Raw genomic sequence first — 25,416 nt, forward strand, 5'->3', positions numbered from 1 at the left:
CTCAAGCGGGACATGCCAACACCCCCGGCAGAATGCCGGGGGTGTGTGTTTAGCACAGGTGAAGCTGCTGAGCCGCAGCACCCATAAAAACATCGATCACTGAGGTGACATCACCTTTAGGGTCCAGTGCCGCAAGGTGCGTGAGTTCGCTCCTACTACCCGTATGCAAATGCTCGATTCTATACTGCAATCTGGATTCTATGTTGACTAAGGTGGGAGAAGTTCTTTGAAAATGAAACAGCCGCAAGTCATCGTTCGATGACTTGCGGCTGTTTCATTTGCTCCGTACCGGTAGTGCCCCTGGGGGTTCAGTTCGTTTCCCTATGAGATGGAGCACTTGGGCTCCGCCTCTTTAAATATTTGGATGGGAAGTGGGGGAATCAGACCTCTTCCGGCGCTGCTTCCTGCTCCGCGGCAAATTCCGCCTTGGCCTCGGCCAGGATCTTCCGCTCGGCCTTGGTGGTCAGCTGGCTCTCGTCAAACCGGGCGAACAGGTCCGGCCGCCGGGCCATGGTGCGCTTGTAGCTCTCCTTCTTCCGCCAGGCAGCCACCTTGCCGTGGTCCCCGGAGAGCAGGATCTCCGGCACTGCCCGGTCGTGCCACACGGCGGGGCGGGAGTACTGGGGGTACTCCAGCAGGCCGTTCCAGTGGGACTCCTCCTGGAAGCACTCCTCGTCCGGCAGGACGCCGGGCACCATGCGGCACACGGCGTCGCACACTGCCATGGCGGGGATCTCCCCGCCGGTGAGGACGAAGTCGCCCATGGAGATCTCCTCGTCCACGCACTCGTCCAAAAACCGCTGGTCCACGCCCTCGTAGTGGCCGCACACCAGGATCAGGTGGTCGTAGCGCTCTTTCAGCTCCCGGGCCACCGCCTGGGTGAAGGTCCGGCCGCAGGGGGACATGAAAATGGTCCGGCCGGGACCGTAGGTGGTGACCACGTGGTTCCAGCAGCGGTACAGGGGGTCCGCCTGCATGACGGCGCCCCGACCGCCGCCGTAGGGGTAGTCGTCCACCTGCATCTGCTTGTTGGTGGTATACTCACGGATCTGGTGGGACTGGATGGCGATGTGGCCCCGCTCCTGGGCCCGGCCCAGGATGCTGACGTTCAGCATGGCGTCCACGGAGTCGGGGAAGAGGGTCAGGATGTCAATTCTCATCGGTGGCCATCCCCTCCCACACATGGACCTCCATGCGATTTTGCTCCAGATCCACCGACTGGATGAAGGCCCCCTTCACTGCCGGGATCAGGTATTCCCGGGTCCCACGGACCGTGTAGACCTTATGGGCGGGGTAGGGGTCCACCCGCACCAGCTCGCCCAGTTCTTCGCCGGTGGCGGCGTTGCAGACGGTCATGCCCAGCAGCTCGTCGTCGAAGCACTCGCCCTCCGGCAGATGGGCGTCGGCGCGGCGGATATACAGGTCCTGGTCCCGCAGGTCCAGAGCGGCATTCATGTCGTCCACACCGGGGAACTTCATCAGCACCAGGCTCTTGTGGACGTGGTTGGCGGTGGGGGAGACGGGCTGGCCCTTCAGCAGGAAGGTGGAAAACTGCGTGAGAAAGGCCGGGTCGCCATCCCGGGGCTGGACCCGGACCTCGCCCCGGATGCCGTGGGCGCCGACGATGCGGCCGACGTTGATGATTTCCAGTTTCATGGGATACTCCTTTACAAAAGGTGGAGGCCGGAGCGGCGGCGCCCGGAAGGCAACGGCAGGCGGGGCGAACCGCCCCGCCTGCGCGCTTCCTAGGGAGCCTCATCCCCGGCGGCGTCCGCCTCGGCGAAAACGGGGAACAGAGAGATGGTCCCCGTGTCGTTGAGGTAGCGGAGCAGGGACAGAAGGATCGGCAGGCCGAACAGGCCCGTCACGCCGAAAAGATGGGTGCCCACAAACATGCTCATCAGCGTCAGCACCGGATGCAGGCCGATCTGCTTGCCCACGATCCTGGGCTCGATGATGTTGCGGATGACAGTGATGACCACATACACCACCAGCAGCGCCAGCGCCCGGGAGAAGTTCCCCTGCAGCGCCGAGAGGATCACCCAGGGGATCATGATGCCGCCGGTGCCCAGCACGGGGAGAATGTCGAAAATGGCGATCAGCAGAGCCACCAGCATGGCCCGCTCCACGCCGATGAGGCTCAGGCCGACGGACAGCTCCAAAAACGTGATGCACATGATGAGGGCGTAGGAGCGGATGCACACAAACAGCGTGCCCACCACATAGGACTTGATCTGGAGGACCACCCGCCGGGTGCTGCTTTGAAGGCAGCCCAGGCAGAATCCCACGATCCTGTCATAGTCCACGGCGATGAAGAAGGTGGAAATCACCATCAGCAGCAGCCGGATCAAAAAGCCCGGCAGGGAGGCGGCCAGGGAGGTGGCTGCGGACACGCCGCCCATCACCAGCACCGAAAGGCCGGAGACCAGCTGCCACAGCACATCCATCAGCTGGGCCTGCAGCTCCTCCAGCGCCGAGCGCAGGGAGGGGTCCAGCCGGGCAAAGAGGTCCTCCAGCCAGGTGAACATATCGGTCAGCTCCGGGAGGATGTAGGAGGTATACAGAGAGGGGATCTGCTGGACCAGGGAGGTGACGGCAATGCCGATCCGAATACCCGCCAGGGTCAGCAGCAGGCCGATGATCCCGTAGGTGAGCACCACCAGCAGCACCGCCGTCAGCCCCTTTGGCGCATGGAGCGTCCGGGACAGAAACACGATGGGCCGCCGCAGCAGATAGGCGATGACGAACGCCAGGGCAAAGGGCGTCAGCAGCGGCAGCGCATACTGCAGCAAAAGGTAGCCCAGTGCCAGGATCAGCGCCAGATACAGGACATCCACAATGAATTTTTTCTTTCTTTCAGTAGACAATGGGGCCTCCGATCCGGCGGGGATCTCAAAAAACGATCCTCTCGCCGCAGGTAATGGAGGAAACTGGTGGGCGCGCCGGAAGGGGAGGAGAGGCGTGTGCGGTCCGGCTGCGGCAGGGAAAAGTGAGAAAAGGAGGGTGCCTGGGGCGCCCTCCTTCCGCGTCCGGCTGAGACGAAAACGGGCCGGACAGATTGGTTCAGTCCACGATATCCACGGAAACCTTTACGCCGGTGCGCTGGGCGTAAGACCGGATCACCGTCCGGATCTCCTTGGCGATGCGGCCCTGCCGGCCGATGACCTTGCCCATGTCGTCAGGGGCGACGCGCAGCTCCAACGTCAGTTCCTGCGCGCCCTGGACCTCCGTAACGGAGACGGCGTCGGGATCGTCGACCAGGTTTTTGGCGATATAGAGCAGCAAGTCTTTCATGATCCGCCCTCCGGATCAGAGGACCTCTACTTTTTTCAGCAGAGCTCTGACGGTGTCGGTGGGCTGAGCGCCGGACTTGATCCAGGCCTGAGCCCGCTCGGTGTCGATCTTGATCTCAGCGGGGGAGACGCAGGGGTTGTAGGTGCCGATCTCCTCAATGAAGCGGCCGTCCCGGGGGAAGCGGGAGTCGGCGACGACGACACGATAGAAAGGAGCCTTCTTGGCGCCCAGGCGGCGCAGTCTGATCTTAACCATGATTGTTACCTCCGAAATGTAAAAAAGTTTTTGTATCTATAAATGCGAGAGCACTTATATCCGTATCAAAGGGGACCGCTGTTATTTCAACCGCTTCTTCCGGCCGAAGCCGTGCATCCGGCTGCCAAGCCCCGGCATCCCGGGGAACCGGCCGCCCTTGGACAGCTGCTTGGTCAGCTGCTGCATCATCTCGAACTGCTTGAGCAGGCGGTTCACATCCACCACCTGGAGCCCGCAGCCGGCGGCGATGCGCCGCTTGCGGCTGGCGTTGAGGATCTGGGGATTTTCCCGCTCCAGGGGAGTCATGGAGAGGATGATGGCCTCGGTGTGGGCCATCTGTTTTTCGTCGATGCTGGCGCCGGAGAGCTGTTTGCCCAGGCCCCCGGGCAGCATCCCGGCGATCTGGCTCAGGTCGCCCATGCCCCGCAGCTGCTGGAGCTGCTCGTAGTAGTCTTGAAGAGTGAAGCGGTTCTTGCGGAGCTTTTCCTCCAGCTTAGCGGCCTGCTTTTCGTCGTAGTTCTGCTGGGCCTTCTCGATGAAGGAGAGCATATCGCCCATGCCCAGGATCCGGGAGGCCATCCGGTCGGGGTGGAAGGGCTCGATCATGTCCAGCTTCTCGCCGGTGCCCACGAATTTGATGGGCTTGCCGGTGGAGGCCCGGATGGAGAGGGCCGCGCCGCCCCGGGCGTCGCCGTCCAGCTTGGTGAGGACCACGCCGTCGATGCCCAGCGCCTCGTCGAAGGCGGCGGCCGCGTTGACGGCGTCCTGGCCGGTCATGGCGTCCACCACCAGCAAAATCTCGTTGGGATGGACGGCGGCCTTCATCCGCTTGAGCTCGTCCATCAGCTCCTCGTCCACGTGGAGACGGCCGGCGGTATCCAGAAAGACGATGTCGTTGCCGTGGTCCCGGGCGTGGCGCAGGGCGTCCTGCGCGATCTGTACCGGGTCTCCCTGGCCCTCCTCAAAGACGGGCAGGTCCAGCTGTCCGCCCACGACCTTGAGCTGCTCGATGGCGGCGGGCCGGTACACGTCGCAGGCGGCCAGCAAGGGCCGCTTGCCGTTCTGCCGCCGCAATAAACCCGCCAGCTTGGCGGTGGTGGTGGTCTTGCCGGCGCCCTGGAGGCCCGCCATCATCACAACGGTGGGACCGTTATTGGCGGAGGCCAGCCGGGCGGTGCCGCCGCCCATGAGGTTCGTCAGCTCCTCGTTGACGATCTTCACCACCTGCTGGGCGGGGGTCAGGCTGTCCAGCACATCGGAGCCCACGGCCCGCTCGGTGACGGTGGAGACGAACTCCTTGACCACCTTGTAGCTGACGTCGGCCTCCAGCAGGGCCAGGCGGACCTCCCGCATGGCCTCCCGGACGTCGTTTTCCGTCAGGCGGCCCTTGCCCCGCAGGCGCTTGAACGTGGCATTCAGTTTTTCGGTCAGTCCCTCAAATGCCATGGGTTACTCCTTCAACGCACTGGTCTGTTCCAGGATCTGATCCGTCAGCTCCGACAGCCGCTGGTCCTCGTACTGGCGGTAGTTGATGGTGCGGATCTCCGCCGCCGCGGCGGCGATGGCGTCCAGATGGGCCCGCTGGGCCTCAAACCGGCGGATGAGGCCGGTCTTGTCCTCCACCTCCTGCATGATGCCCTCCGCCCGGACGATCACGTCCCGGACGCCCTGACGGGAGATGCCGGCGTTTTCCGCGATCTCGGCCAGGGACAGGTCCTCATTGTAATAGAGGTCGAAGAACTCCTTCTGCCGTTCGGTCAGCAGTTCCCCGTAAAAATCAAAGAGCATGGTCATGCGGTAGGTCTGATTTTTCATGGGACCGCCTCCTTCTGTAAAGTTATACCGCTTTACAACGACAATCAGTTTACAGGAAACCGGCAGAAAAGTCAAGGGGAAAGTGGGGAAAAATCCAAAAAAATTCTGCCCGCCTGAAAAAATCTTGCGGGCAGGGCAGAGGCGGCATAGAATGGAGCGGAACAGGAGGGGAGACCATGGTATTTGACGCCCATTCGGATCTTTTGTACGACGTGACCTGCCGGCGCCTTGCGGGGGAGAGCCGCGTGCTGGAGCGGTATCATCTGGCCCGGCTCCGCCGGGGCGGGGTGGAGGGGCTGGTGCTGTCCCTCTGGACGGGAATTGGTCAGGGCCAGACCTTCTGGCGGGACACCGCCTGGGCCGCGCCGGAGGCGGCGCCCCAGCGGCTGGAGGTGATGCTCGCCTGCGCCCGGGAGGAGATGGCGGAGTGCGGGGAGGTCCGGCTGGTCCGCACCGCGGCGGAGGCGGCAGAGGCCCGCGCCGCCGAGCAGATCTACGTCTTTCTGGGCGTGGAGGGCCTGGCGCCCCTGGGCACGGACCTGAGCGGCCTGGACCGCCTGGCCGCCCTGGGCGTCCGCACCGCCATGCTGACCTGGAACGAATCCAACGCCCTGGCCGCAGGGGCCGGGGCGCCGGACACGGGCCTCACGGCCCTGGGACGGCAGGCGGTGGGGCGGATGGAGCGCCTGGGCATGGTGCCGGACGTGTCCCATCTGGGGGAGAAGAGCTTCTGGGACCTGCTGGAGGCCTCCCAGGGCCCGGTGATCGCCTCCCACTCCAACTGCCGGGCGCTGTGCGATGTCCGCCGGAACCTGACCGATGACCAGCTCCGGGCCATCCGGGACCGGGGCGGCGTGGTGGGGCTCAACAGCTACCACGGCTTTGTCCACGCCGACCGGGAGAGACAGACCGTGGAGACCCTGGCCCGCCACGCGGCCCGCATGATCGAGGTGATGGGGGTGGAGCACGTGGGCTGCGGCTTCGACTTCTGCCACTTCATGGGGCCCGGCAACGAGTCGGCGGAGGGGGTGGAGGACGCCGGGCAGGTCAGGAACCTGCTGGACTGTCTGGAGCGGATGGGTCTGACGGCCCGGGAGCGGGCGCTGATCGCCCGGGAGAACTTCCTGCGGCTTCTGGGCTGACCGTCAGCAGCCGGGGCGCGCCGATGTCCATTCCCAGGGCGCCCAAAGGCGCCGTCACCAGAATGGCCAGCACCGCCACGGACAGCACCAGCGCTCCGCAGGGCAGGCCCGCCGCCAGCGGCACGGAGCCGATGGCCGCCTGGACCGTGGCCTTGGGCAGGTAGGCGATGACGCAGAACAGCCGCTCCCGCCGGTTCAGCGCCGTGCCCGCCACGCAGGCCAGCACCCCCAGGGACCGGAAAGCCAGAGCCAGGAAGATCATGGCCAGGGCGGCGGGACCGGCGGCGAGGGTATAGCGCACGTCCACGGCGGCGCCCACCAGCACGAACAGCACCACCTCCGCCGCCAGCCACAGCTTGCCGAACTTTTCCGACAGCCGCCGGGATACCGGCTGGGGACACCGAATTCGCAGCACGCAGGCCATGGCCACCACTGCCAGCAGCCCGGAGACGGAGACGACGGGCTCCGCCCAGGTCTCCACCGCCATCAGCAAAAAGGCGGCGCCCAGGACGATGATGACCTTCATGCTGTTGCGGACATAGTTGCGGCGGGCGTAGGCGGTCTCGAAAAAGGCGCTGAGCAGCCACCCCGCTCCGGCGCCCAGGATGATGCCCAGAACGATGGACACCGGAATATCCGCCAGAGCACCCAGGTCGGCAGCGCCGCCCTGGGCCATCCCCAGGAAGGTGGAGAACAGCACGATGACAAACACGTCGTCGCAGGAGGCCCCCGCCATGATCATCTGGGGGATACCCTTGCCGGTGCCCCGGCGGGCCTCCATCAGCTCCACCATCCGGGGCACCACCACCGCCGGGGACACCGCCCCCAGCACAGCGCCCATGACCGCGGCCTCCACCCGGTCCACGCCCAGGATGGACGGGGCGAAGAGCACGAAGGCCAGGATCTCGCAGGAGGCTGGCACGCAGGACATCATGGCCGCCGGCCGGCCCACCGCCCGCAGCTCTGAGAGGTCCAGGGACAGGCCCGCCTTCAGGAGAATGATGATGAGAGCGATCTGCCGCAGGTCTGCGGACACCGCCAGCAGGTTGGGGGCCAGGGCGTCCAGGGCAAAGGGGCCCAGGGCGATGCCCGTCAGCAGCATCCCGATGATCCGGGGCAGCCCCGCCCGGCGGCAGACCGCCGCCGCGGCAAGGCCCAGCAAAAAGATGAGCGCCAGAGATGTGACCATATCAAATTTCCTCCCTTACGACGCAAAAAGCCGATGCCTCCTGCGACGAAAATCATCACAGAAGTCATCAGCTTTCAAAAGCGGTTCCGGGGGCCATCGGCCCGCCGCGGGAGAACTTCATTCCCGGGTGCTATTGTAGCGGAAAGCCGGCCCGGCGTCAAGCCCCGGGGGACGCGGAAAAATAGAATTTGAATTATCAGGGAAGATATACTATAATATCGTCTATATGTTCTGAAATCCCTGTTGAAACGGGAGGGCCCTTCCCTCCCCAAAGGAGTTGAGACCTTGCAAGCAACGAGAGTGCAGCTGGCGGACGGCGTCTATCTGACGTACCTGCCGGCGCGAAAATTCAAGACCAGCCTGCTCTCCGCCCAGTTCGTGACGCCCCTGCGGCAGGAGACGGCCTCCGCCTGGGCGCTGCTGCCGGCGGTGCTGCGCCGGGGCACGGTCCGCTATCCGGACCTGGAGACCCTGTCCGCCCAGCTGGACCGGCTGTACGGCGCCAGCGTGGAGTACACCATCCGCAAAAAGGGCGAGAACCAGTGCGTGGGCTTTGTGGCCAGCTTCATCGACGACAGCTTCGCCCCCGGCGGGGAGAAGCTGCTGGAGCCTGCGGCGGACCTGGTGGGCGAGCTGATCTGCGACCCGGTCACCGAGCGGGGCCGGTTTGTGGGCGCCTATTTTGACAGCGAAAAAACCAACCTGATCGACGCCATCCGCAGCCAGATCAACGACAAGCGGGATTACGCCGCCGCCCGGCTGCTCCAGGAGATGTGCGCCGGGGAGCCCTACGGCGTCAGCCGCCTGGGCGACGAGAAAACGGCGGAGAAGCTCCAGATGAAAAAGCTCTACGCCCAGTACGGGGAGCTGATCTCCACCGCCCGGCTGGAGCTCTTTTATATCGGCAGCGCCCAGCTGGAGCGGGTTCGCCGGGCTCTGGCCAACGCCTTTGCCACGCTCCCCCGGGACGGCATCCGGGACATCGCCGCCGCCGCGCCTCACCCGGCCCGGGCGGAGGTCCGCACCATCACCGAGGAGCTGGACGTGACCCAGGGCAAGCTGTGCATGGGCTTCACCTGCGGCAGCAGCGACCACACCGCGCTGCTGCTGGGCAACACCCTCTTCGGCGGCAGCAGCAACTCGAAGCTGTTTTTGAACGTGCGGGAGAAGCTGTCCCTGTGCTATTACGCCTCCTCCGCCTATCACCGGCAGAAGGGGCTCATCACCGTGTCCTCCGGCATCGAGTTCGCGGACTACCAGCGGGCCTATGACGAGATCCTGCGCCAGCTGGAGGCGGTGCAGAAGGGCCGGCTGGAGGACTGGGAGATGGGCGGCGCCCGCTCCACCCTCCTCAATGCCTACGCCTCCATGGGCGACTCCCAGGGCAAGCTGGAGAACTTCTACCTGGGCCAGGCGGCCACGGGGCAGACCGAGTCTCCGGAGGATCTGGCGGCCCAGCTGCGGGACGTGACCGACGAGCGGGTGTTCCGGGCCATGGAGACCGTGGGGCTGGACACCGTGTATTTCCTCAAGGGAAAGGAGGCCGCGGAATGAAGCAGACCTTTTACGAGCGGATCGGCGAGTCCGTCTACCGGGAGAAGCTGCCGAGCGGCCTCCAGATCTGCGTGGTGCCAAAGCCGGAGCACGCCCGGAAGTACGCCTTCTTCGCCACCCGGTACGGCGGCATGGACACCCGCTTCTGCCTGGACGGCAAGTGGCTGGATACCCCCGCCGGCATCGCCCACTATCTCGAGCACAAGATGTTCGACACCAAGGAGGGCAACGCCCTCCAGCAGCTGGCCCAGAACGGGGCGGAGCCCAACGCTTTCACCTCCAACGCCATGACCGGATACTACTTCGACTCCACGGAGAAGTTTGAGGAGAACCTGGAGATCCTGCTCTCCTTCGTCTCCATCCCCTACTTCACCGACGAGAGCGTGGCCAAGGAGCAGGGCATCATCGGCCAGGAGATCCGCATGATCGAGGACAACCCCGACTGGCAGCTCTACACCCGGATGATGAAGGCCCTGTATCAGGCCCACGCCGCCCGGGAGTCCATCGCCGGCACGGTGGAGAGCATCTCCCACATCACCGCCCAGACCCTCTACGACTGCCACAAGGCCTTCTACACCCCCTCCAACATGATTTTGACGGTGGTGGGGAACGTGGATCCCATCCACGTGGTGGACCTGGCCCGGCGGATCCTGCCCCGGGAGGGCGGCCCCGTGATCCCCCGGGACTACGGCCAGGAGCCCGCCGCCGTGGCGGAGAAGGAGACGGCCATGGCCATGGAGGTGGCTGCGCCCCAGTTCCTCACGGGCTTCAAGTGCGATCCGGCGCCGGAGGGGGAGGCGTATCTGCGCCTGGCCGCCATCGGCGACATGGCCTGCGACATCCTGCTGGGGGACTCCAGCCCCCTGTACCACCGGCTCTACGACCAGGGCCTCATCAACACCAGCTTCGGCGGTGCCTTCGAGATGATGCCAGGTGTTGCCTACCTCTACGCCGGCGGCGACAGCAAGGACGCCCGCACCGTGGCGGCGGAGATCCGGAAGGAGGCCCGGCGGCTCACCGCGGAGGGCATCGACGAGGACTTCTACCAGCGGGTGCGCAAGGCCGCCTTCGGCGAGAACCTGCGGGGCCTGAACTCCTTTGAGAACATCGCCGTGACGCTGACCGAGGGCTATTTCCACGGCTACGATCCCCTCCGCTTCCCCCAGGTGTTCGACACCATCGGCAAGGAGGACATCGCGGACTTCCTGGCCCGCAACATCACCGAGGACCGCGCGGTCCTCAGTGAGATCACGCCCAGGGACGGCGCAGACACAGAGAAAGAAGGAACTTGATCTTGAAAGGTTTAACGGACATGCCCATCAGCTTCCCGGGCCTCTTTGGGGATTGGGAGTTCAATCCGGACCCCATCGCCATCCACATCGGCCACGGGATCTACTGGTACGGCATCATTCTGGCCATCGCCATGCTGGCGGGATTGCTGCTGTGCATGAAGCAGGCCAAGCGTTACGGGCTCACGGAGGACAATGTGCTGGACATGGTGCTCTGGGCGGTGCCCTGCTGCATCATCGGCGCCCGGCTGTACTACGTGATCTTCTACCTGGACCTGTACCGTAACGCCGACGGCAGCCTCAACTGGGGCGAGATGATCGCCATTTGGGACGGCGGGCTTGCCATCTACGGCACGGTCATCGCCGGCGTGCTGGTGGCCTTCTTCTACACCCGGCACAAGAAGCTGAACTTCTGGGCCATGACGGACCTGGCGGTGCTGGGACTGCTGACGGGCCAGTGCATCGGCCGCTGGGCCAACTTCATCAACCGGGAGGCCTTCGGCGGACTGACGGACCTGCCCTGGCGGATGAAGATCTGGATCAGCAGCTATCAGTCCATCGAGGTGCACCCCACCTTCCTCTATGAGAGCCTGTGGAACTTCGTGGGGCTGATGCTGATTTTGTTCATCATCTCCAAGGGCCGCCGGTTCGACGGCGAGAACACCTGGTTCTACTTCCTGTGGTACGGCCTGGGCCGGGCCTGGATCGAGGGATTGCGGACCGACAGCCTGTACCTCTTCGACTGGACCTTTATGGGCTCTCCCATCCGGGTGTCCCAGGCCCTGAGCATGGTCATGGTGGTCGTGGCGGCGGTGATGCTGTTCTACAACATCAAGATCAAAAAGCGCAGCGCCGAGGACCTGCTGGTGAACGTGGTGGCCCGTGCGGCGGAGGAAGCCGCCCTGGAGGCCGAGGTGGCCGGAGCCATGGAGGCCGGTGAGAACGACCCCGTCGGTGTGATTGCAGAGACGGAGGTGACTTCCACCCAGGCGGATCAGCCGTCCTCTGCAAAAGAAGAGGTGATCTCCGGCGAGGCGGCGGTCCCCGCGGAGGAGCTCTCCGAGGCCCCGGAGAGCAAAGCGGAGGAAGTCCCCGCCGGCTCTGCGGACGAGCGGGAGAAGGAGGGCACCCATGGCGGCGACCATCATTGACGGAAAGGCCCTGGCGGAGAAGGTCAAAAAGCGGACAGCGGCCGCGGCGGAGGGCCTGCGGCGCCGGCCCGGCCTGGCGGTGATCCTGGTGGGAGACGACCCGGCCTCTCGTGTTTATGTAAACGGAAAAGAGCGGGACTGCGCCCAGTGCGGCTTCCTCAGCTTTGAGCACAAGCTGGACGCCGGCACCTCTCAGGAGGCGCTGCTGGCCCTGGTGGACCGGCTCAACCGGGACGATGCGGTGGACGGGATTTTATGTCAACTTCCCCTGCCGAAGCACCTGGATGAGGAGGCGGTCCTGAACGCCATCGCCCCGGACAAGGACGTGGACTGCTTCCACCCGGTGAACGTGGGGCGGCTGTCCATCGGCGCGCCGGTGTTTCTGCCCTGCACCCCTGCCGGCGTCATGGAGATGCTGAGAGAGTACGGCATTTCCCCGGCGGGGAAGCGGTGCGTGGTGCTGGGCCGCAGCAACATCGTGGGCAAGCCCATGGCCATGCTGCTGACCCAGGCGGACGGCACCGTGACTGTCTGCCACTCCCGGACGCCGGACCTGGCGGCCGTCACCCTTGAGGCGGACATTCTGGTCTCCGCCGTGGGACGGGTGGGCCTGGTCACCGCCGATATGGTGAAAGCGGGCGCCGTGGTCATCGACGTGGCCATGAACCGCAATGCCGAGGGAAAGCTCTGCGGCGATGTGGACTACGCCGCCGTAGCGGAGAAGGCCTCCTACATCACCCCGGTCCCCGGCGGCGTGGGACCCATGACCCGGGCCATGCTGATGGCCAACATCCTCACCGCCGCCCGCAATCACGGGGCGTGAGGGAGAACAGGCAACAAGAAGCGGCTGACGAGATCGTCAGCCGCTTCTTTCTATATACAGCCTCCGTTCCGCCGCAGGATGCGGGATCGGAACAGGGGAGGACGTCATGCGCCGTCCGCCGCCCGCCGCAGACGCAGGTTGGCGCGGACCCGCCGCCGGATCCGGACCAGCTGGCGGTGGTAGACCGCCGCGCCCACCGCCGCCGCCAGAGCCGCGCCGCCCGCGGCGTCCAGCAGGGAGTGCTGCTTGATGAGCACGGTGGACAGGCAGATCAACACGGCCAGTGCCGTGGCGGCGACGCCGGGCCACCGGCGGCGCCGCAGGGAGGGGCAGTCCCACACGGCCCAGGCGGCGCCGATGGACCCCACCACATGGACCGAGGGGAACACGTTGGTGTTGGTGTCCACGGTGTACAGCGCGGCGATCCAGCGGGAGAAGAGATCCGTCCGGCCCGTCAGGTCCGGCCGCAGGTCCTGGCCGCTGGGGAGCAGGAACCAGATCAGCAGGCTCAGGAAAAAGCTGGCCGCCAGGAAGGCCATGTACCGCCGGAACCCGGCCCGGTCCGCCGCCAGCAGATACAGGCCCACGGCCACCAGCAGGGGATACCACAGGCAGTAAAACACCACGAAAGGCGGGCAGAAGGGGATCAGCCGGTCCAGAGGCAGCTGAGTGGCCCAGTATCCGTCGGTGATGAGCCGCTCCAGCAGGAAGAAGCAGATTAGATACACCGGTACCCACAGGGCATAGCGCAGCTCCCGCAGATAGGCGAGCCTGCGTTCCGGCAGCCGTTTCATGGTGTCCCCTCCTTTTTTTCTCTACGGTAGCACAGATTTCCAGCGGCTCCGTGAACAATCCGCAAAGAAATTGTGAACGTTTTGAACAGTCCTGAAGAGAGGATGCCCGGCGCCCGGCGGTTTTAACCCCTTTGGCGCAAAAAAAGAGAGCCGCTTGCGGCGGCTCTCTTTTGCGTGGGTCAGCGTTCCTCCCGGAAGTAGGCAAGGCCCAGACTGGCGGGGGGCTGGTTCTCCCGCTTTTTCCGCAGGGAGGTGATGATCAGCACCGCGATGGTGACCAGGTACGGCAGCATCTTGAACAGCTCGATGTCCTTCCGGGCCAGGCCGGGGATGATGAGGTATACCCAGAACAAGAAGCCGAACAGATAGGAGCCCCAGATGGCGTTGACGGAGCGCCAGGTGGCGAAGATGACCAGGGCCACGGCCAGCCAGCCCAGAGACTCGATGGTGCCGTCGTTGGCCCAGGTGCCCTTGATGTAGTCCATGGTGTAGTACAATCCGCCAAGACCCGAGATACCGGCGCCGATACAGGTGGCCAGGTACTTGTTGCGGGTGACGTCAATGCCGGCGGCGTCGGCGGTGGCCGGGTTCTCGCCCACGGCCCGCAGGTTCAGGCCCCGGCGGGTGCGGTTGAGGAACACGTGCATGACGACGGCGATGATGATGGCCAGATACACCATGAAGCCGTAGCTGAACAGCAGCTTTCCCACGACCCCGAGGCCGGACAGGCCGGGGATGGTGGCCCGGTAGGCGGCGCTGGTGGCGGAGACGGAGATCTGGCCCACGCCGCCGGCCATGGTGTTGAGGCTGCCGCCGAAGAAGTTGGCAAGGCCCCCGCCGAAGATGGTCAGGGTCAGGCCGGTGACGTTCTGGTTGGCCCGGAGGGTGATGGTCAGGAAGCTGTACAGCAGGCCGCCCAGGGCCGAGGCCGCGAAGGCCGCCACCAGGGAGATCAGCACGCACAGGATGGCGGAGGGAGAGGCGGTGCTGCCCTCGTAGAAGAAGGCCGCCGCCAGACCGGAGATGCCGCCCAGGTACATGATGCCCGGGACGCCCAGGTTCAGGTTGCCGGATTTCTCCGTCAGGATCTCGCCGATGGCGCCGTACATGATGACGGTGCCGAAGCAGATGGAGGATTGCAGCAGACGGATGACCACTTCATTCATTTTTCCTCGGCCTCCTTTCTGCCACGGAAGATGACCCGGTAGTTGATGAAGAACTCACTGCCCAGGATGAAGAACAGGATGATGCCGGTGATGATGTTGGAGGCGTAGTCGTTGAGGTTGAACTGAGAGGCGATCTGGATGGCGCCCTTCTGCAAAAAGACCAGCAGGAAGGAGATCAGGATCATGACGAAGGTGTTGAACTTGGCCAGCCACGCCACGATGATGGCGGTGAAGCCCCGGCCGCCGGCAGTGGCGGTGGAGATGGTGTGGCTGACGCCCGCCACCTCCATAAAGCCTGCCAGGCCGCAGATGGCGCCGGAGATGGCCATGGTGCGGATGGTGACCTTCCGGACGTTGATGCCGGCGTAGCGGGCGGTGTTCTCAGAGTCGCCCACCACGGAGATCTCATAGCCCTGCTTGGAGTGCTTGAGGTAGATGTACATGCCCACGGTCAGGGCCAGCACCAAAATCACGTTGAGCCCATAATTCTGGCCCAGCACCGCCGGGAACCAGCCGTAGCCGGTCATCTGGTTGATGACGCCCACGGTGTTGGAGCCGATGGGGTTTTCCCACATGGCCACGCAGTAGCTGGTGATCTGGATGGCCACGTAGTTCATCATCAGGGTGAACAGGGTCTCGTTGGTGTTCCAGACGGCCTTGAACACAGCGGGGATCACGCCCCAGAGGCACCCGCACAGCAGGCTCACCACCGCCATGACCACCAGCAGCGCGGGGGTGGGCAGCGCGCTGCCGTAGGCCCGCATGATGCCGGCGGTGATGACGCCGCCGATGAGGATCTGACCCTCGGCGCCGATGTTCCAGAACTTCATCTTGAAGGCGGGGGCCAGGCCCACGCCGATGCACAGCAGCATCATGGCGTCCCGGATGGTGACCCAGGACCGGCGCTCCGTACCGAAGGCGCCGTCGAAGATGGCCTCATACACCTGCACGGGGTTCAGCTTGGTGACCGCGAAGATGAACAGGCCGCTGACCACCAGGGACAAAATCACGCCGATCACGCGGATGCCCCACGCCTTGGGCGTGGCGATGGCGTCCCGCTTGGCGATGCGGAGCAGAGGCTCCTTGTGTTGCTTGACCTGGCTCATACCGCCGCGCCCTCCTTTCTGAACTTGGTCATCAGCAGACCCACTTCCTCCTTGGTGGTGGTCCGGGCGTCCACGACGCCGCTGACCTGTCCGCCGCAGAGTACCAGGATCCGGTCACACAGCTCCAGCAGCACGTCCAGATCCTCGCCCACGTAGACCACGGCCACGCCCTTGAGCTTTTCCGCCGTCAGCAGGTTGTAGATGGTGTAGGAGGTGTTGATGTCCAGGCCCCGGACGGCGTAGGCCGTCATCAGCACGGAGGGCTCCTGGGCGATCTCCCGGCCCACCAGCACCTTCTGCACGTTGCCGCCGGAGAGGCGGCGGACAGGGGTGTTGAGGCTGGGGGTCAGCACGTCCAGCTCCGTCTTCACCTTCTCCGCCAGCTCCCGGGGGGGCTTGCGGTTGAGGAGGGGACCGGCGCCGGAGCGGTAGGTCTTGAGCATCATGTTGTCCACCATGCCCATGGAGCCCACCAGGCCCATGCCCAGCCGGTCCTCCGGCACGAAGGCCATGGACACGCCGATGCTGTGGATCTGCCGGGCGGTCTTGCCCAGCAGCTCCTCGCCCGCGCGGTCCACGGGGGCGTGGGTGCCGGCGATGGGCTCGTCGGGCGCGGGGGGATGGTAGATGACGTGGGAGCCGGGCTGGGTGGGGCGGAGGCCGGCGATGGCCTCCAGCAGCTCCTTCTGGCCGCTGCCCGCGATGCCCGCGATGCCCAGGATCTCGCCGCCGAAGGCCTCGAAGGACACGTGGTCCAGGGCCTTGACCCCGTCGGCGCTCAGCACCGTCAGGTCCTTGACCTCCAGCCGCAGGTGGCGGTTTTCCACCAGGGGCCGGTCAATGTTCAGCGTGACGGCGTGGCCCACCATCATGTCGGTCAGCTTCTGGGGATTGGTGTCGGCGGTGGCCACGTCGCCGATGTACTGGCCCTTGCGCAGCACCGCCACCCGGTCGGAGACCTCCATGACCTCGTTGAGCTTGTGGGTGATGATGACCATGGCCTTGCCGTCGGCCTTCATGTTGCGCATGACGTCGAAGAGCCGGTCCGTCTCCTGAGGGGTCAGCACGGCGGTGGGCTCATCCAAAATCAGAATGTCCGCGCCCCGGTACAAAACCTTCACGATCTCCACGGTCTGCTTTTCGGAGACGGACATATTGTAGACTTTTTTATTGGGGTCGATCACAAAGCCGTACTTGTCGCAGATCTCGTTGATCCTGGCGGCCGCGGCCTTCAGGTCCAGCTTCTGCCTGCCCTCCAGGCCCAGGACGATGTTTTCCGCGGCGGTGAACACGTCCACCAGCTTGAAGTGCTGGTGGATCATGCCGATGCCGCAGTCGAAAGCGTCCTTGGGGGAGGCGATGGTGACGGCCTGGCCGTTCACCAGGATCTCGCCCTCGTCGGGGAAGTAGATGCCGGCCAGCATGTTCATGAGGGTGGTCTTGCCGCTGCCGTTTTCGCCCAGCAGAGACAGGATCTCTCCTCGTTTGATGTCCAGCGAGACGTGGTCATTGGCGACCACCTTGCCGAACCGCTTGGTGATGTGCTTCATTTGAATGGCGTAGGTTTGTTCCAAGCGAATCTTCCTTTCTTTTAGTTCAGGCGTGCCCTCCGGAGGGAAAAGAAAAGGGAAAAGACCCCGGCGGCCTGCCTGCCGCGAAGGGAGTTTGGAAAAAGGGGCTGCCCCAGGGCAGCCCCCTTTTCGGTCGGAATTTAGTTGTTGTTGAGCTCGGTGATGCCGTCGATGCGCAGGTCGAAGTAGGGAGCGCTGCGGTACACGGACTCCTGGAAGGCGCCGTCGGCGATGACGTTCTCGGTGGGACCCTCGAACACCACGTCGCCGGTGGCGAAGTCGATGATGGAGAAGTTGACCTCATACTCGGTGACGGTCTCGCCGCCCACGGTGAACTTGGAGGTGTCAAACACCTTCAGGCTGCCGTCAGTAATGCCGGCCCAGGCGGCGTCAACGGCCTCCTGAGTGCCCTCGGCGCAGCTCTCGCCCAGAGCGGAGATCATGACGGCGCCGTCGGCAATGCCGGTGGCGTAGTCGGCGGGGATCTCCTCGCCGGCCACGAACTTCTCCAGAGTGGCCTGGTACAGGACGGACCAGTTGTTCTGGGCGGAGGTCAGGGCGGCGGTGGGAGCCACGGACAGCATGTCGATGTTGTAGCCCACGGAGTAGGCCACGGTGCCCTTGTCCAGAGCCTCCTGGACGGCAGAGGGAGCGCCGGTGGAGTCGGCGTGCTGGCCGATGATGACGCAGCCGCGGGCCATCAGGGTGTTGGCAGCTTCGCCCTCAGCCACGGGATCATACCAGGAGTTGGTGTACTGCACGTCCATGTGGGCCTCGGGGACGATGGACTGGATGCCCAGCAGGAAAGCGGTGTAGCCGCAGACCACCTCGGCGTAGGGGAAGGCGCCCACGTAGCCCACATAGGGATCGGTGACTGTGCCGGCGTCCATCAGCTCCTTGAGCTTCATGCCGGCCACGACGCCGGAGACATAGCGGGACTCATAGGTGTAGGGGAAGATGTTCTTGAAATTGTCAAGACCCGCAACGCCGGCCTGGTCGCCGGTGCAGGAGACGAAGGTGATATCGCTGTACTCACGGGCGGCCTGGAGCATGTAGGTCTGATGGCCGTAGGAGTCGGAGAAGATGATGTTGCAGCCCTGCTCCGCCAGGTCCACGGCGGCGTCGTAGCAGTTCTGGTCCTCGGCGATGTTGTACTTCATGATCACCTGGCTGTCCACGTCGATGCCCATGGCCTCGCAGGCGGCGGTCAGGCCCTCGATGTGGGCGGCGTCGTAGCCGGAGTTGATGTCGTGAACGCAGATCAGGCCGATCTTCACGTCGACGGCGGTCTCCTCGGTGGCGGTGTCGTCCGTAGTGGTTTCTTCCTCAGTCGCGGTGTCGTCCCCGCCGCCGCAGGCTACCAGGGAGAGCGCCATCAGCAGGGCGAGAAGCAGTGCAAGAAACTTCTTCATTCTGTTTTCCTCCTTCAAAATCGTTGGAACAGCTTGTAGGGACTTACAGGGATGACTTTGCCTACTGACATCATACAAGTTCCCGGAAAAAAATTCAACTAAATTTTTGATTTTTATCGTTGGATGGACCATAAAAAATCCGTTCAGATAGGTTAACCTTTGTTAAAAATCGACAAAAAATAAATTGAAAAAACAAAAAAGGAGAGCGGATGATCCGCTCTCCTTGTAGAAATCTCACAGATCGACCTTTCCGCCCGGAGGGCGGCGCAGATCACTGGGAGATCGAGGTGCCGGTCTTTCCGGCAATGCCGTCCTTGGCCTTCTCCAGCAGGGTGATCAGGGCCGTGCGGCCGGGCTTGGACTCGGCGAACTTCACGGCGGCCTGGACCTTGGGCAGCATGGAGCCGGGGGCGAACTGGCCCTCCGCCTCGTACTTCTTGGCCTCGGCCGGGGTCAGGTGGTCCAGCCACTGCTGGTCGGGCTTGCCGAAGTTGACAGCCACCTTTTCAACGGCGGTGAGGATGATGAGTGCGTCCGCGTCCAGCTCCTCCGCCAGCAGCTCAGAGGCGAAGTCCTTGTCAATGACAGCGCCCGCGCCCTTGAGGTGGTTGCCCTCGGTGTTGTAGACCGGGATGCCGCCGCCGCCGCAGGCCACGGCCACATGTCCGGCGTCCACCAGGGCCCGGATGGTTTCGATCTCCACGATGGCCTTGGGCTTGGGAGAGGCCACGCAGCGGCGCCAGCCGCGGCCGGCGTCCTCCATCACGGCGTTGCCGCGGCGGCGCATCTCCTCGGCCTCCTCCTCGGTCATGAAGGTGCCGATGGGCTTGGTGGGGTTCTGGAAGGCCGGATCCTGGGGGTCCACCTGGACCTGGGTCAGGATGGTGGCCACCGGCTTGTGGATGCCCCGGTCCAGCAGCTCCTCCCGCAGGGAGTTCTGCAGGTCGTAGCCGATATAGCCCTGGCTCATGGCCGTGCACACGGACATGGGGGCGATGGGGTGGCTCTTGTCCTCGCGGGACAGAGTGGTCATGGCGATGTTGATCATGCCCACCTGGGGGCCGTTGCCGTGGGCCACCACGACCTCGTGGCCCTCTTCGATCAGGTCGGCGATGGCCTTGGCCGTGTGCTTCACGGCGGCCATCTGCTCCGGCAGGTTGTTGCCCAGGGCGTTGCCGCCCAGGGCGATGACGATCCGTTTGCCCATAATGGTGTATCCCCTTTACATAGTCAGACTATCTGATAGTTTTGGCGGGAATAAGCATGCTATTCCCGCCAAAACCGAAAAGTCTCGAAAATATTTCAGAATCTTAGAAGCGCTTGCGCTTGTCGGCGCCGTCCAGAGCCATCAGGGCGGACACGGGGTCCTTCACCTTGCTCATCATGATCATGGCGGCGATGATATAGGGTTTGTAGCTGGCTTCCTTGTACAGGGGGTTGATGTAGCGGTCGAACACGGAGTTGTCCACCTCGCCCTCCTTGCAGCTCAGGCCGGTGATGTCGGCGGGCAGGCAGTGCATGTACAGGGCCTTGCCGTTCTTGGTCCGCTTCATCATCTCCTCAGTGCAGCTCCAGTTCTTGAACTGGGCGTTCTGAGCCAGCAGCTGCTTCTCCAGGGCGTCGATGCCAGCCTGATCGCCGGCCTGATACAGCTTGGTGCGCTGCTCCATGGCGGCGAAGGGAGCCCAGGACTTGGGATAGACGATGTCGGCGCCGTCGAAGGCCTCCTCCATGGTGGCGACCTTCTTGTAGCTGCCGCCGGTAGCGGCGGCGTTCTTCTTGGCGATCTCCTCCACCTCGGGCATGACGTCATAGCCCTCGGGATGGGCCAGGACCACGTCCATGCCGAAGCGGGTCATCAGGCCGATGACGCCCTGGGGCACGGACAGGGGCTTGCCGTAGGAGGGGCTGTAGGCCCAGGTCATGGCGATCTTCTTGCCCTTGAGGTTCTCCACGCCGCCGAACTCATGGATGATGTGCAGCATGTCGGCCATGCACTGGGTGGGATGGTCCACGTCGCACTGCAGGTTCACCAGGGTGGGCTGCTGCTCCAGGATGCCGTCGCGGTAGCCCTCCTTCACGGCGTCCATGAAGGTCTTCTGATACTTGTGGCCCTCGCCGATGAACATGTCGTCCCGGATGCCGATGACGTCGGCCATGAAGGAGACCATGTTGGCGGTCTCACGGACGGTCTCGCCGTGGGCGATCTGGCTCTTCTTCTCGTCCAGATCCTGGACGGTCAGGCCCAGCAGGTTGCAGGCGGAGGCGAAGGAGAAGCGGGTGCGGGTGGAGTTGTCGCGGAAGATGGAGATGCCCAGGCCCGAGTCGAAGATCCGGGTGGACTTGTTGCGCTCACGCAGGTCCCGCAGGGCGTCGGCCACGGTGAAGATGGCGTCCAGCTCCTCGTCGGTCTTGTCCCAGGTCCAGTAGAAGTCGGACTTGTACATGTTGTTGATGTGCAGGGTTTCCAGATGCTTGGCCAGCTCGATGGTCTTAGACATAGTCAGCTCTCCTTATCAAGTATGTAATTACAGTGAATATTACAGCAAATGGCCGGTATGTGGATCTCCGCCCCGTTTTCTCCGGAGGGGGGCCAGGGGGAACCTAAGGGTTCTCCCGGTTGATTTGCCGCAGGCAAATCAAGGGAGTTCAATCATTTTTGCCGCGGCGTGTACGTGGCAAAAATCCATTGACCCGTGCGCCTTGGGCGCACACACCAGTGACGCGGCGTCACTGGTGGTGGGGGAGGTCGAGGGGGAGCCTGCTCCCCCTCGAGAACGTCTCACTGGATGACGTTATCAGTCAGACTCTGGCGGAACTCGGTGACGTCGGCGGTCTTGTTCTCCTCCTTGTAGAGGTTCACAGCGGCCACGTACACGGCGGCGCAGGTGACCAGATCCTGCTTCCAGGTAATCTCGTTGGGGGCGTGAGCCTGAGACTCGGCGCCGGGGCCGAAGCCCACGCAGGGGATGCCGTACCGGCCCTGGATGGACACGCAGTTGGTGGAGAAGGTCCACTTGTCGGTCAGGGGACGGTGACGCAGGTGCATGGCGTCGTACTTGGGCTCGGCGTCGGCGTGGCCGATGCGCTCGTCGCCGTACAGGGCGTGGTGGGCGTCGATCAGAGCCTGGACGTGAGCGGCGCTCTCCTTGTTGATCCAGGTGGGGAAGAAGCACTCGGTCTCATAGACGGTGCCGGTCCAGGCGGGACGGTCGTACATGTACATGCTGACCTTCACGTCGTCGCCGTACTTCTTGACAGAGGGCAGGTCCCGGATCTCCTGCAGGCAGGAGTCCCAGGTCTCGCCGGCGGTCATGCGGCGGTCGATGGAGATGGCGCAGCTGTCCGCCACGGCGCAGCGAGAGGGAGAGGTGTAGAAGATCTGGCTGGTGGTGCAGGTGCCGCGGCCCAGGAAGCGGGCGTCCTCGTAGTGCTCGGGGTTGTACTTGGGGTTGAGCATCTTGACGAGGCCCTTGATCTCGGTGGCGTCGGCGTCGTCGTTCTCGTTCAGGGCGCGGACGTCCTGGAGAATGTCGGCCATCTTGTAGATGGCGTTGTCGCCGCGCTCGGGAGCGGAGCCGTGGCAGGAGACGCCCTTCACGTCCACGCGGATCTCCATACGGCCGCGGTGGCCGCGGTAGATGCCGCCGTCGGTGGGCTCGGTGGAGATGACGAACTCGATCTTCTTCTGAGCCTCCTCCTTGCTGGAGAAGTACTTGTTGACGATGTACTGCCAGCACATGCCGTCGCAGTCCTCTTCCTGGACGGAGCCCACGACCATAATCTTGTAGCCGGCGGGGATCAGGCCCAGATCCTTCATGATCTTGGCGCCGTACACGGCGGAGGCCATGCCGCCCTCCTGGTCGGAGCCGCCGCGGCCGTAGATCACGTCGTCGGTCTCGTAGCCCTTGTAGGGGTCGGCCTCCCAGTTGTTGATGTTGCCGATGCCCACGGTGTCGATGTGGGAGTCGATGGCGATGATCTTCTCGCCGTCGCCCATCCAGCCGATGACGTTGCCCAGGCCGTCGATCTCGACCTTGTCAAAGCCCAGCTTCTCCATCTCGGCCTTGATGCACATGACGACGTCCTTCTCCTCGCAGCTCTCGCTGGGGTGGGAGATCATATCCCGCAGGAAGCGGGACATCTCCGCCTTGTAGCCCTCTGCCGCACGCTTGATCGCTTCGAAATCCATAACGCTGCCCTCCATTAAAATAATGTATGTATGGTTTGTCCCTGGTTGGTTCTTCCTCTATCTGTCTCTATCATAGCATAAGAAATTCACTTGTCAAACAAAAAATTTGAAAACCAAAAAATTTTTTTGAAAAAGTGGTTGATTTCCGAAAAAACTGTGGTATGATGAAAATGGTTTATTGGATGTATTTTACGAAAAAACACGAAAAGGAGGGGCGCTCCATAGAAAGCGGAAAACTGGAACTGCTCAAGCAGGTGGCGGCGGGCATCGCGGCGCAGTTCGGCAGCAGCTGCGAGGTGGTGGTCCACGACCTGAGCCGTCATGCGGACCATACCATCGTGGCCATCGAGAACGGGCACGTCACCGGCCGGAAGGTGGGCGACGGGGCCTCCTATGTGGTGATCGAACAGCTGGCCACCAACGATCCCCAGCCCAGGGACCACCTGTGCTATTTGACCAAGACTCCGGATGGGAAGATCCTCAAATCCTCCACCATCTATATCCGCAACAGCAAGGGAAAGGTGTCCGGCATCCTGGCCATCAACTACGACATCTCCCGCCTGCTGATGGTGGATGACGCGCTCCATGAGCTGGTGTCCACCGGGGATCAGCCCCAGCCGGAGCCGGAGCGGATCGTCAACGTCAGCGACCTGCTGGAGGAGCTGATCCAGCAGTCGGTGTCGCTGGTGGGCAAGCCCGCGGCGCTGATGAACAAGGAGGATAAGGTGAAGGCCATCCGGTTCCTCAATGAAAACGGGGCATTCCTCATCACCAAGTCCGGCGACAAGATCGCCAAGTATTTCGGCATCTCCAAGTACACCTTATATTCCTATATCGACACGAAACAACAGGAGGGCAAGTGAAGTATGATCGATCTGACTATCAACAAGACGGGCCTGGAGCACAACCTTGCCAAGGCGAAGGAGAACAACATCATCATTCCTACCATCGCGCAGATGGAGCACCCGGAGACCATCCCCGAGAAGATCCAGGAAAAGCTCAAGAACGTGGGCCTGTGGGACGTGAATCCTCTGAACCTGTTCCGTATCACCTGGAAGAACGAGGCCAAGGAGAGCGGGGGCCTTTTCCAGGCGGTGCCCAACTACATCGAGCTTCCCTCCGAGCTGACCGGCGTGCCCTGCCGGATCATTGCCATGGTGGGCAAGTGGTTCCCCACCGGCTGCCACAAGGTTGGCGCTTCCTTCGGCTGCCTGGCCCCCCGTCTGGTCACCGGCCAGTTTGACGTGAACATCCACAAGGCGGTCTGGCCCTCCACCGGCAACTACTGCCGCGGCGGCGCCTTCAACTCCGCGCTGCTGGGCGCTCAGGGCGTTGCCATTTTGCCGGCGGAGATGAGCCAGGAGCGGTTTGACTGGCTCCACGAGATCGGCGCCGAGGTCATCGCCACCCCCGGCTGCGAGTCCAACGTCAAGGAGATCTTCGACAAGACCTGGGAGCTGCGTCAGGATCCCCAGTACATGATCTTCAACCAGTTCGAGGAGATGGGCAATCCCCTGTGGCACTACAATGTCACCGGCAACGCCCTGGCGGACGTGTTCGAGGCCATCAAACGCCCCGGAGACCGGTTCGCCGCCGCTGCCTTCACCTCCGGCTCCGCCGGCACCATGAGCGCCGGCGACCTGCTCAAGGAGAAGTATCCCCACCTGAAGCTGGCCGTGGGCGAGGCGCTCCAGTGCCCCACCATTCTCAACAACGGCTTCGGCGGCCACCGGATCGAGGGCATCGGCGACAAGCACATCCCCTGGATCCACAACGTCAAGAACACCGACATGGCCATCGCCATCGACGACGAGGACTCCCAGCGCCTGCTGCGCCTGTTCAACACCCCCGAGGGCCAGGCCTATTTGAAGGATGTTCTGAAGCTGGACCCCGCGCTGATCGAGAAGCTCACGTGGCTTGGCATCTCCGGCATTGCCAATGTCCTGTGCTGCATCAAGATGGCCAAGTACTACGAGCTGACCGAGCACGATGTGGTGGGCACGGTCCTGACCGACTCCGCGGTCATGTACCGCAGCCGCATCGACGAGCTCAATGAGCAGTATGGCGCCTACAACGCCCATGAGGCGGCCCTGGACCACGCCCTGCATATGCTGGGCCTCAAGACCGACAACCTGATGGAGCTGACCTACGCCGACCGCAAGCGGGTCCACAACCTCAAGTATTACACCTGGGTGGAGCAGCAGGCCCGGGACGTGAAGGAGCTCAACGCCCTGTGGTACGACACCGAGGGCACCTGGGACGCCGTCCACAAGCAGGCCAAGGATCTGGACGACCTCATCAACGAGTTCAACGAGGCCACCGGACTGCTGAAGAACCTGTAAAAGCGCACAGAGAACGCCTCAGGGGCGGGGCTTTTGCCCCGCCCTCTGCTTCTTTTGGAGGAAGGAGTATGTATGAGGAGAATGCCGTGGAAGCGGGCCTTCTGGGATGTCTCCATCATGTTGGTTGGCTTTTTGGTGCTGTTTGGCCTGATTTGGTTGTTTCACGGCTCATTTGAATCGGTACCGACGGAGGAACAGCAGGATAAGGCCCGGATTGGGGCACTGTGCTGGCTGGTTTTGACGGTACCTGCCTTGGCGTGGTGCGCATTTATGCGCTTACAGAATAAGAAATGATACTTTCCAGCATACGAATCCACTCAA

The 25,416-nt window shown here is 63.5% G+C and carries 24 protein-coding genes and 1 riboswitch; of the genes, 8 read left to right on the forward strand and 16 right to left on the reverse strand.

Annotation, left to right across the window (positions count from 1 at the left end; all coding sequences use genetic code 11):
- Positions 1-380: 380 nt before the first annotated feature.
- The 7 genes from trmD to ylxM all read right to left on the reverse strand — a co-directional run bounded on the left by trmD (position 381) and on the right by ylxM (position 5,364).
- Positions 381-1,160 (reverse strand): tRNA (guanosine(37)-N1)-methyltransferase TrmD, encoded by a 780-nt coding sequence (trmD, locus tag ACVDHE_RS11775; protein ID WP_458884678.1) that lies wholly within the window; start codon positions 1,158-1,160, stop codon positions 381-383.
- A complete protein-coding gene (gene rimM / locus ACVDHE_RS11780) occupies positions 1,150-1,656 on the reverse strand; it encodes a ribosome maturation factor RimM (RefSeq protein ID WP_458884679.1) in 507 nt (168 codons plus the stop codon). The genes trmD and rimM overlap by 11 nt, the downstream gene beginning before the upstream one ends.
- Positions 1,657-1,745: 89 nt before the next feature.
- Positions 1,746-2,837, reverse strand: coding sequence for a sporulation integral membrane protein YtvI (gene ytvI, locus ACVDHE_RS11785; RefSeq protein WP_418726025.1), 1,092 nt, complete (start codon positions 2,835-2,837; stop codon positions 1,746-1,748).
- Between the two features lie 226 nt (positions 2,838-3,063).
- Positions 3,064-3,294 (reverse strand): KH domain-containing protein, encoded by a 231-nt coding sequence (locus tag ACVDHE_RS11790; protein ID WP_213038207.1) that lies wholly within the window; start codon positions 3,292-3,294, stop codon positions 3,064-3,066.
- A 15-nt stretch (positions 3,295-3,309) separates the two neighbouring features.
- Complete coding sequence (gene rpsP / locus ACVDHE_RS11795) at positions 3,310-3,549, reverse strand: 30S ribosomal protein S16 (RefSeq protein ID WP_021749089.1); 240 nt, start codon at positions 3,547-3,549, stop codon at positions 3,310-3,312.
- An 81-nt stretch (positions 3,550-3,630) separates the two neighbouring features.
- Positions 3,631-4,995, reverse strand: a complete 1,365-nt coding sequence (ffh, locus tag ACVDHE_RS11800) for a signal recognition particle protein (RefSeq protein WP_213038208.1) — start codon at positions 4,993-4,995, stop codon at positions 3,631-3,633.
- 3 nt (positions 4,996-4,998) lie between these two features.
- The gene (gene ylxM, locus ACVDHE_RS11805) at positions 4,999-5,364 is read right to left on the reverse strand and encodes a YlxM family DNA-binding protein (RefSeq protein ID WP_213038209.1); all 366 of its coding nucleotides are present in this window, start codon (positions 5,362-5,364) and stop codon (positions 4,999-5,001) included.
- Positions 5,365-5,540: 176 nt separating this feature from the next.
- Between ylxM and ACVDHE_RS11810 the strand changes: the two genes are divergently transcribed.
- Positions 5,541-6,506 carry a dipeptidase gene (locus ACVDHE_RS11810; protein WP_458884680.1) on the forward strand — a complete coding sequence of 322 codons (966 nt, stop codon included), beginning with the start codon at positions 5,541-5,543 and terminating at the stop codon, positions 6,504-6,506.
- On the opposite strand, the gene ACVDHE_RS11815 is transcribed toward ACVDHE_RS11810, so the two are convergent.
- Positions 6,412-7,695, reverse strand: a complete 1,284-nt coding sequence (locus tag ACVDHE_RS11815; protein WP_458884681.1) for a cation:proton antiporter — start codon at positions 7,693-7,695, stop codon at positions 6,412-6,414. The genes ACVDHE_RS11810 and ACVDHE_RS11815 overlap by 95 nt on opposite strands.
- A 51-nt stretch (positions 7,696-7,746) precedes the next feature.
- A riboswitch (Fluoride riboswitch) is annotated at positions 7,747-7,829 on the reverse strand.
- A 151-nt stretch (positions 7,830-7,980) separates the two neighbouring features.
- Between ACVDHE_RS11815 and yfmF the strand changes: the two genes are divergently transcribed.
- The 4 genes from yfmF to folD are packed head-to-tail and all read left to right on the forward strand — an operon-like array spanning position 7,981 to position 12,512.
- Positions 7,981-9,249, forward strand: a complete 1,269-nt coding sequence (gene yfmF / locus ACVDHE_RS11820) for an EF-P 5-aminopentanol modification-associated protein YfmF (RefSeq protein ID WP_213038212.1) — start codon at positions 7,981-7,983, stop codon at positions 9,247-9,249.
- The gene (yfmH, locus tag ACVDHE_RS11825; RefSeq protein WP_458884682.1) at positions 9,246-10,541 is read left to right on the forward strand and encodes an EF-P 5-aminopentanol modification-associated protein YfmH; all 1,296 of its coding nucleotides are present in this window, start codon (positions 9,246-9,248) and stop codon (positions 10,539-10,541) included. Before yfmF ends, yfmH begins: the two co-directional genes overlap by 4 nt.
- Before the next feature lie 20 nt (positions 10,542-10,561).
- Complete coding sequence (gene lgt, locus ACVDHE_RS11830; RefSeq protein WP_458884683.1) at positions 10,562-11,689, forward strand: prolipoprotein diacylglyceryl transferase; 1,128 nt, start codon at positions 10,562-10,564, stop codon at positions 11,687-11,689.
- Entirely contained in the window at positions 11,670-12,512 is an 843-nt protein-coding gene (gene folD / locus ACVDHE_RS11835; RefSeq protein WP_458884684.1) for a bifunctional methylenetetrahydrofolate dehydrogenase/methenyltetrahydrofolate cyclohydrolase FolD, read from the forward strand. The genes lgt and folD overlap by 20 nt, the downstream gene beginning before the upstream one ends.
- A 104-nt stretch (positions 12,513-12,616) precedes the next feature.
- Here the strand turns inward: folD and ACVDHE_RS11840 are convergent, their stop codons facing one another.
- The 8 genes from ACVDHE_RS11840 to ACVDHE_RS11875 all read right to left on the reverse strand — a co-directional run bounded on the left by ACVDHE_RS11840 (position 12,617) and on the right by ACVDHE_RS11875 (position 22,753).
- Positions 12,617-13,306, reverse strand: coding sequence for a phosphatase PAP2 family protein (locus tag ACVDHE_RS11840; protein ID WP_325224987.1), 690 nt, complete (start codon positions 13,304-13,306; stop codon positions 12,617-12,619).
- A 179-nt stretch (positions 13,307-13,485) separates the two neighbouring features.
- Positions 13,486-14,472, reverse strand: coding sequence for an ABC transporter permease (locus ACVDHE_RS11845; RefSeq protein ID WP_213038217.1), 987 nt, complete (start codon positions 14,470-14,472; stop codon positions 13,486-13,488).
- On the reverse strand, positions 14,469-15,578 hold the full coding sequence (locus ACVDHE_RS11850) for an ABC transporter permease (protein WP_325224983.1): 1,110 nt from the start codon (positions 15,576-15,578) through the stop codon (positions 14,469-14,471). The genes ACVDHE_RS11845 and ACVDHE_RS11850 overlap by 4 nt, the downstream gene beginning before the upstream one ends.
- Positions 15,575-17,152, reverse strand: a complete 1,578-nt coding sequence (locus ACVDHE_RS11855; protein ID WP_458884685.1) for an ABC transporter ATP-binding protein — start codon at positions 17,150-17,152, stop codon at positions 15,575-15,577. Before ACVDHE_RS11855 ends, ACVDHE_RS11850 begins: the two co-directional genes overlap by 4 nt.
- Before the next feature lie 137 nt (positions 17,153-17,289).
- Positions 17,290-18,561: a BMP family ABC transporter substrate-binding protein gene (locus tag ACVDHE_RS11860; RefSeq protein ID WP_213038220.1), complete on the reverse strand. Its 1,272-nt coding sequence runs from the start codon at positions 18,559-18,561 to the stop codon at positions 17,290-17,292.
- A 271-nt stretch (positions 18,562-18,832) separates the two neighbouring features.
- Positions 18,833-19,768 (reverse strand): carbamate kinase, encoded by a 936-nt coding sequence (gene arcC, locus ACVDHE_RS11865; protein ID WP_213038221.1) that lies wholly within the window; start codon positions 19,766-19,768, stop codon positions 18,833-18,835.
- Positions 19,769-19,871: 103 nt separating this feature from the next.
- Positions 19,872-21,062 (reverse strand): knotted carbamoyltransferase YgeW, encoded by a 1,191-nt coding sequence (ygeW, locus tag ACVDHE_RS11870; protein ID WP_458884686.1) that lies wholly within the window; start codon positions 21,060-21,062, stop codon positions 19,872-19,874.
- 281 nt (positions 21,063-21,343) lie between these two features.
- Positions 21,344-22,753 (reverse strand): YgeY family selenium metabolism-linked hydrolase, encoded by a 1,410-nt coding sequence (locus ACVDHE_RS11875; protein ID WP_213038223.1) that lies wholly within the window; start codon positions 22,751-22,753, stop codon positions 21,344-21,346.
- A 182-nt stretch (positions 22,754-22,935) separates the two neighbouring features.
- On the opposite strand from ACVDHE_RS11875, the gene ACVDHE_RS11880 reads away from it, so the two are divergent.
- The 3 genes from ACVDHE_RS11880 (at position 22,936) to ACVDHE_RS11890 (ending at position 25,389) form a co-directional block, all read left to right on the forward strand.
- Entirely contained in the window at positions 22,936-23,616 is a 681-nt protein-coding gene (locus ACVDHE_RS11880) for a helix-turn-helix transcriptional regulator (RefSeq protein WP_458884687.1), read from the forward strand.
- A gap of 3 nt (positions 23,617-23,619) precedes the next feature.
- Positions 23,620-25,095: a pyridoxal-phosphate dependent enzyme gene (locus ACVDHE_RS11885; RefSeq protein WP_458884688.1), complete on the forward strand. Its 1,476-nt coding sequence runs from the start codon at positions 23,620-23,622 to the stop codon at positions 25,093-25,095.
- Positions 25,096-25,167: 72 nt separating this feature from the next.
- On the forward strand, positions 25,168-25,389 hold the full coding sequence (locus ACVDHE_RS11890; RefSeq protein ID WP_418724749.1) for a hypothetical protein: 222 nt from the start codon (positions 25,168-25,170) through the stop codon (positions 25,387-25,389).
- The last annotated feature ends 27 nt before the right edge of the window (positions 25,390-25,416 follow it).

Source organism: Dysosmobacter sp. Phy (genome assembly GCF_054476235.1).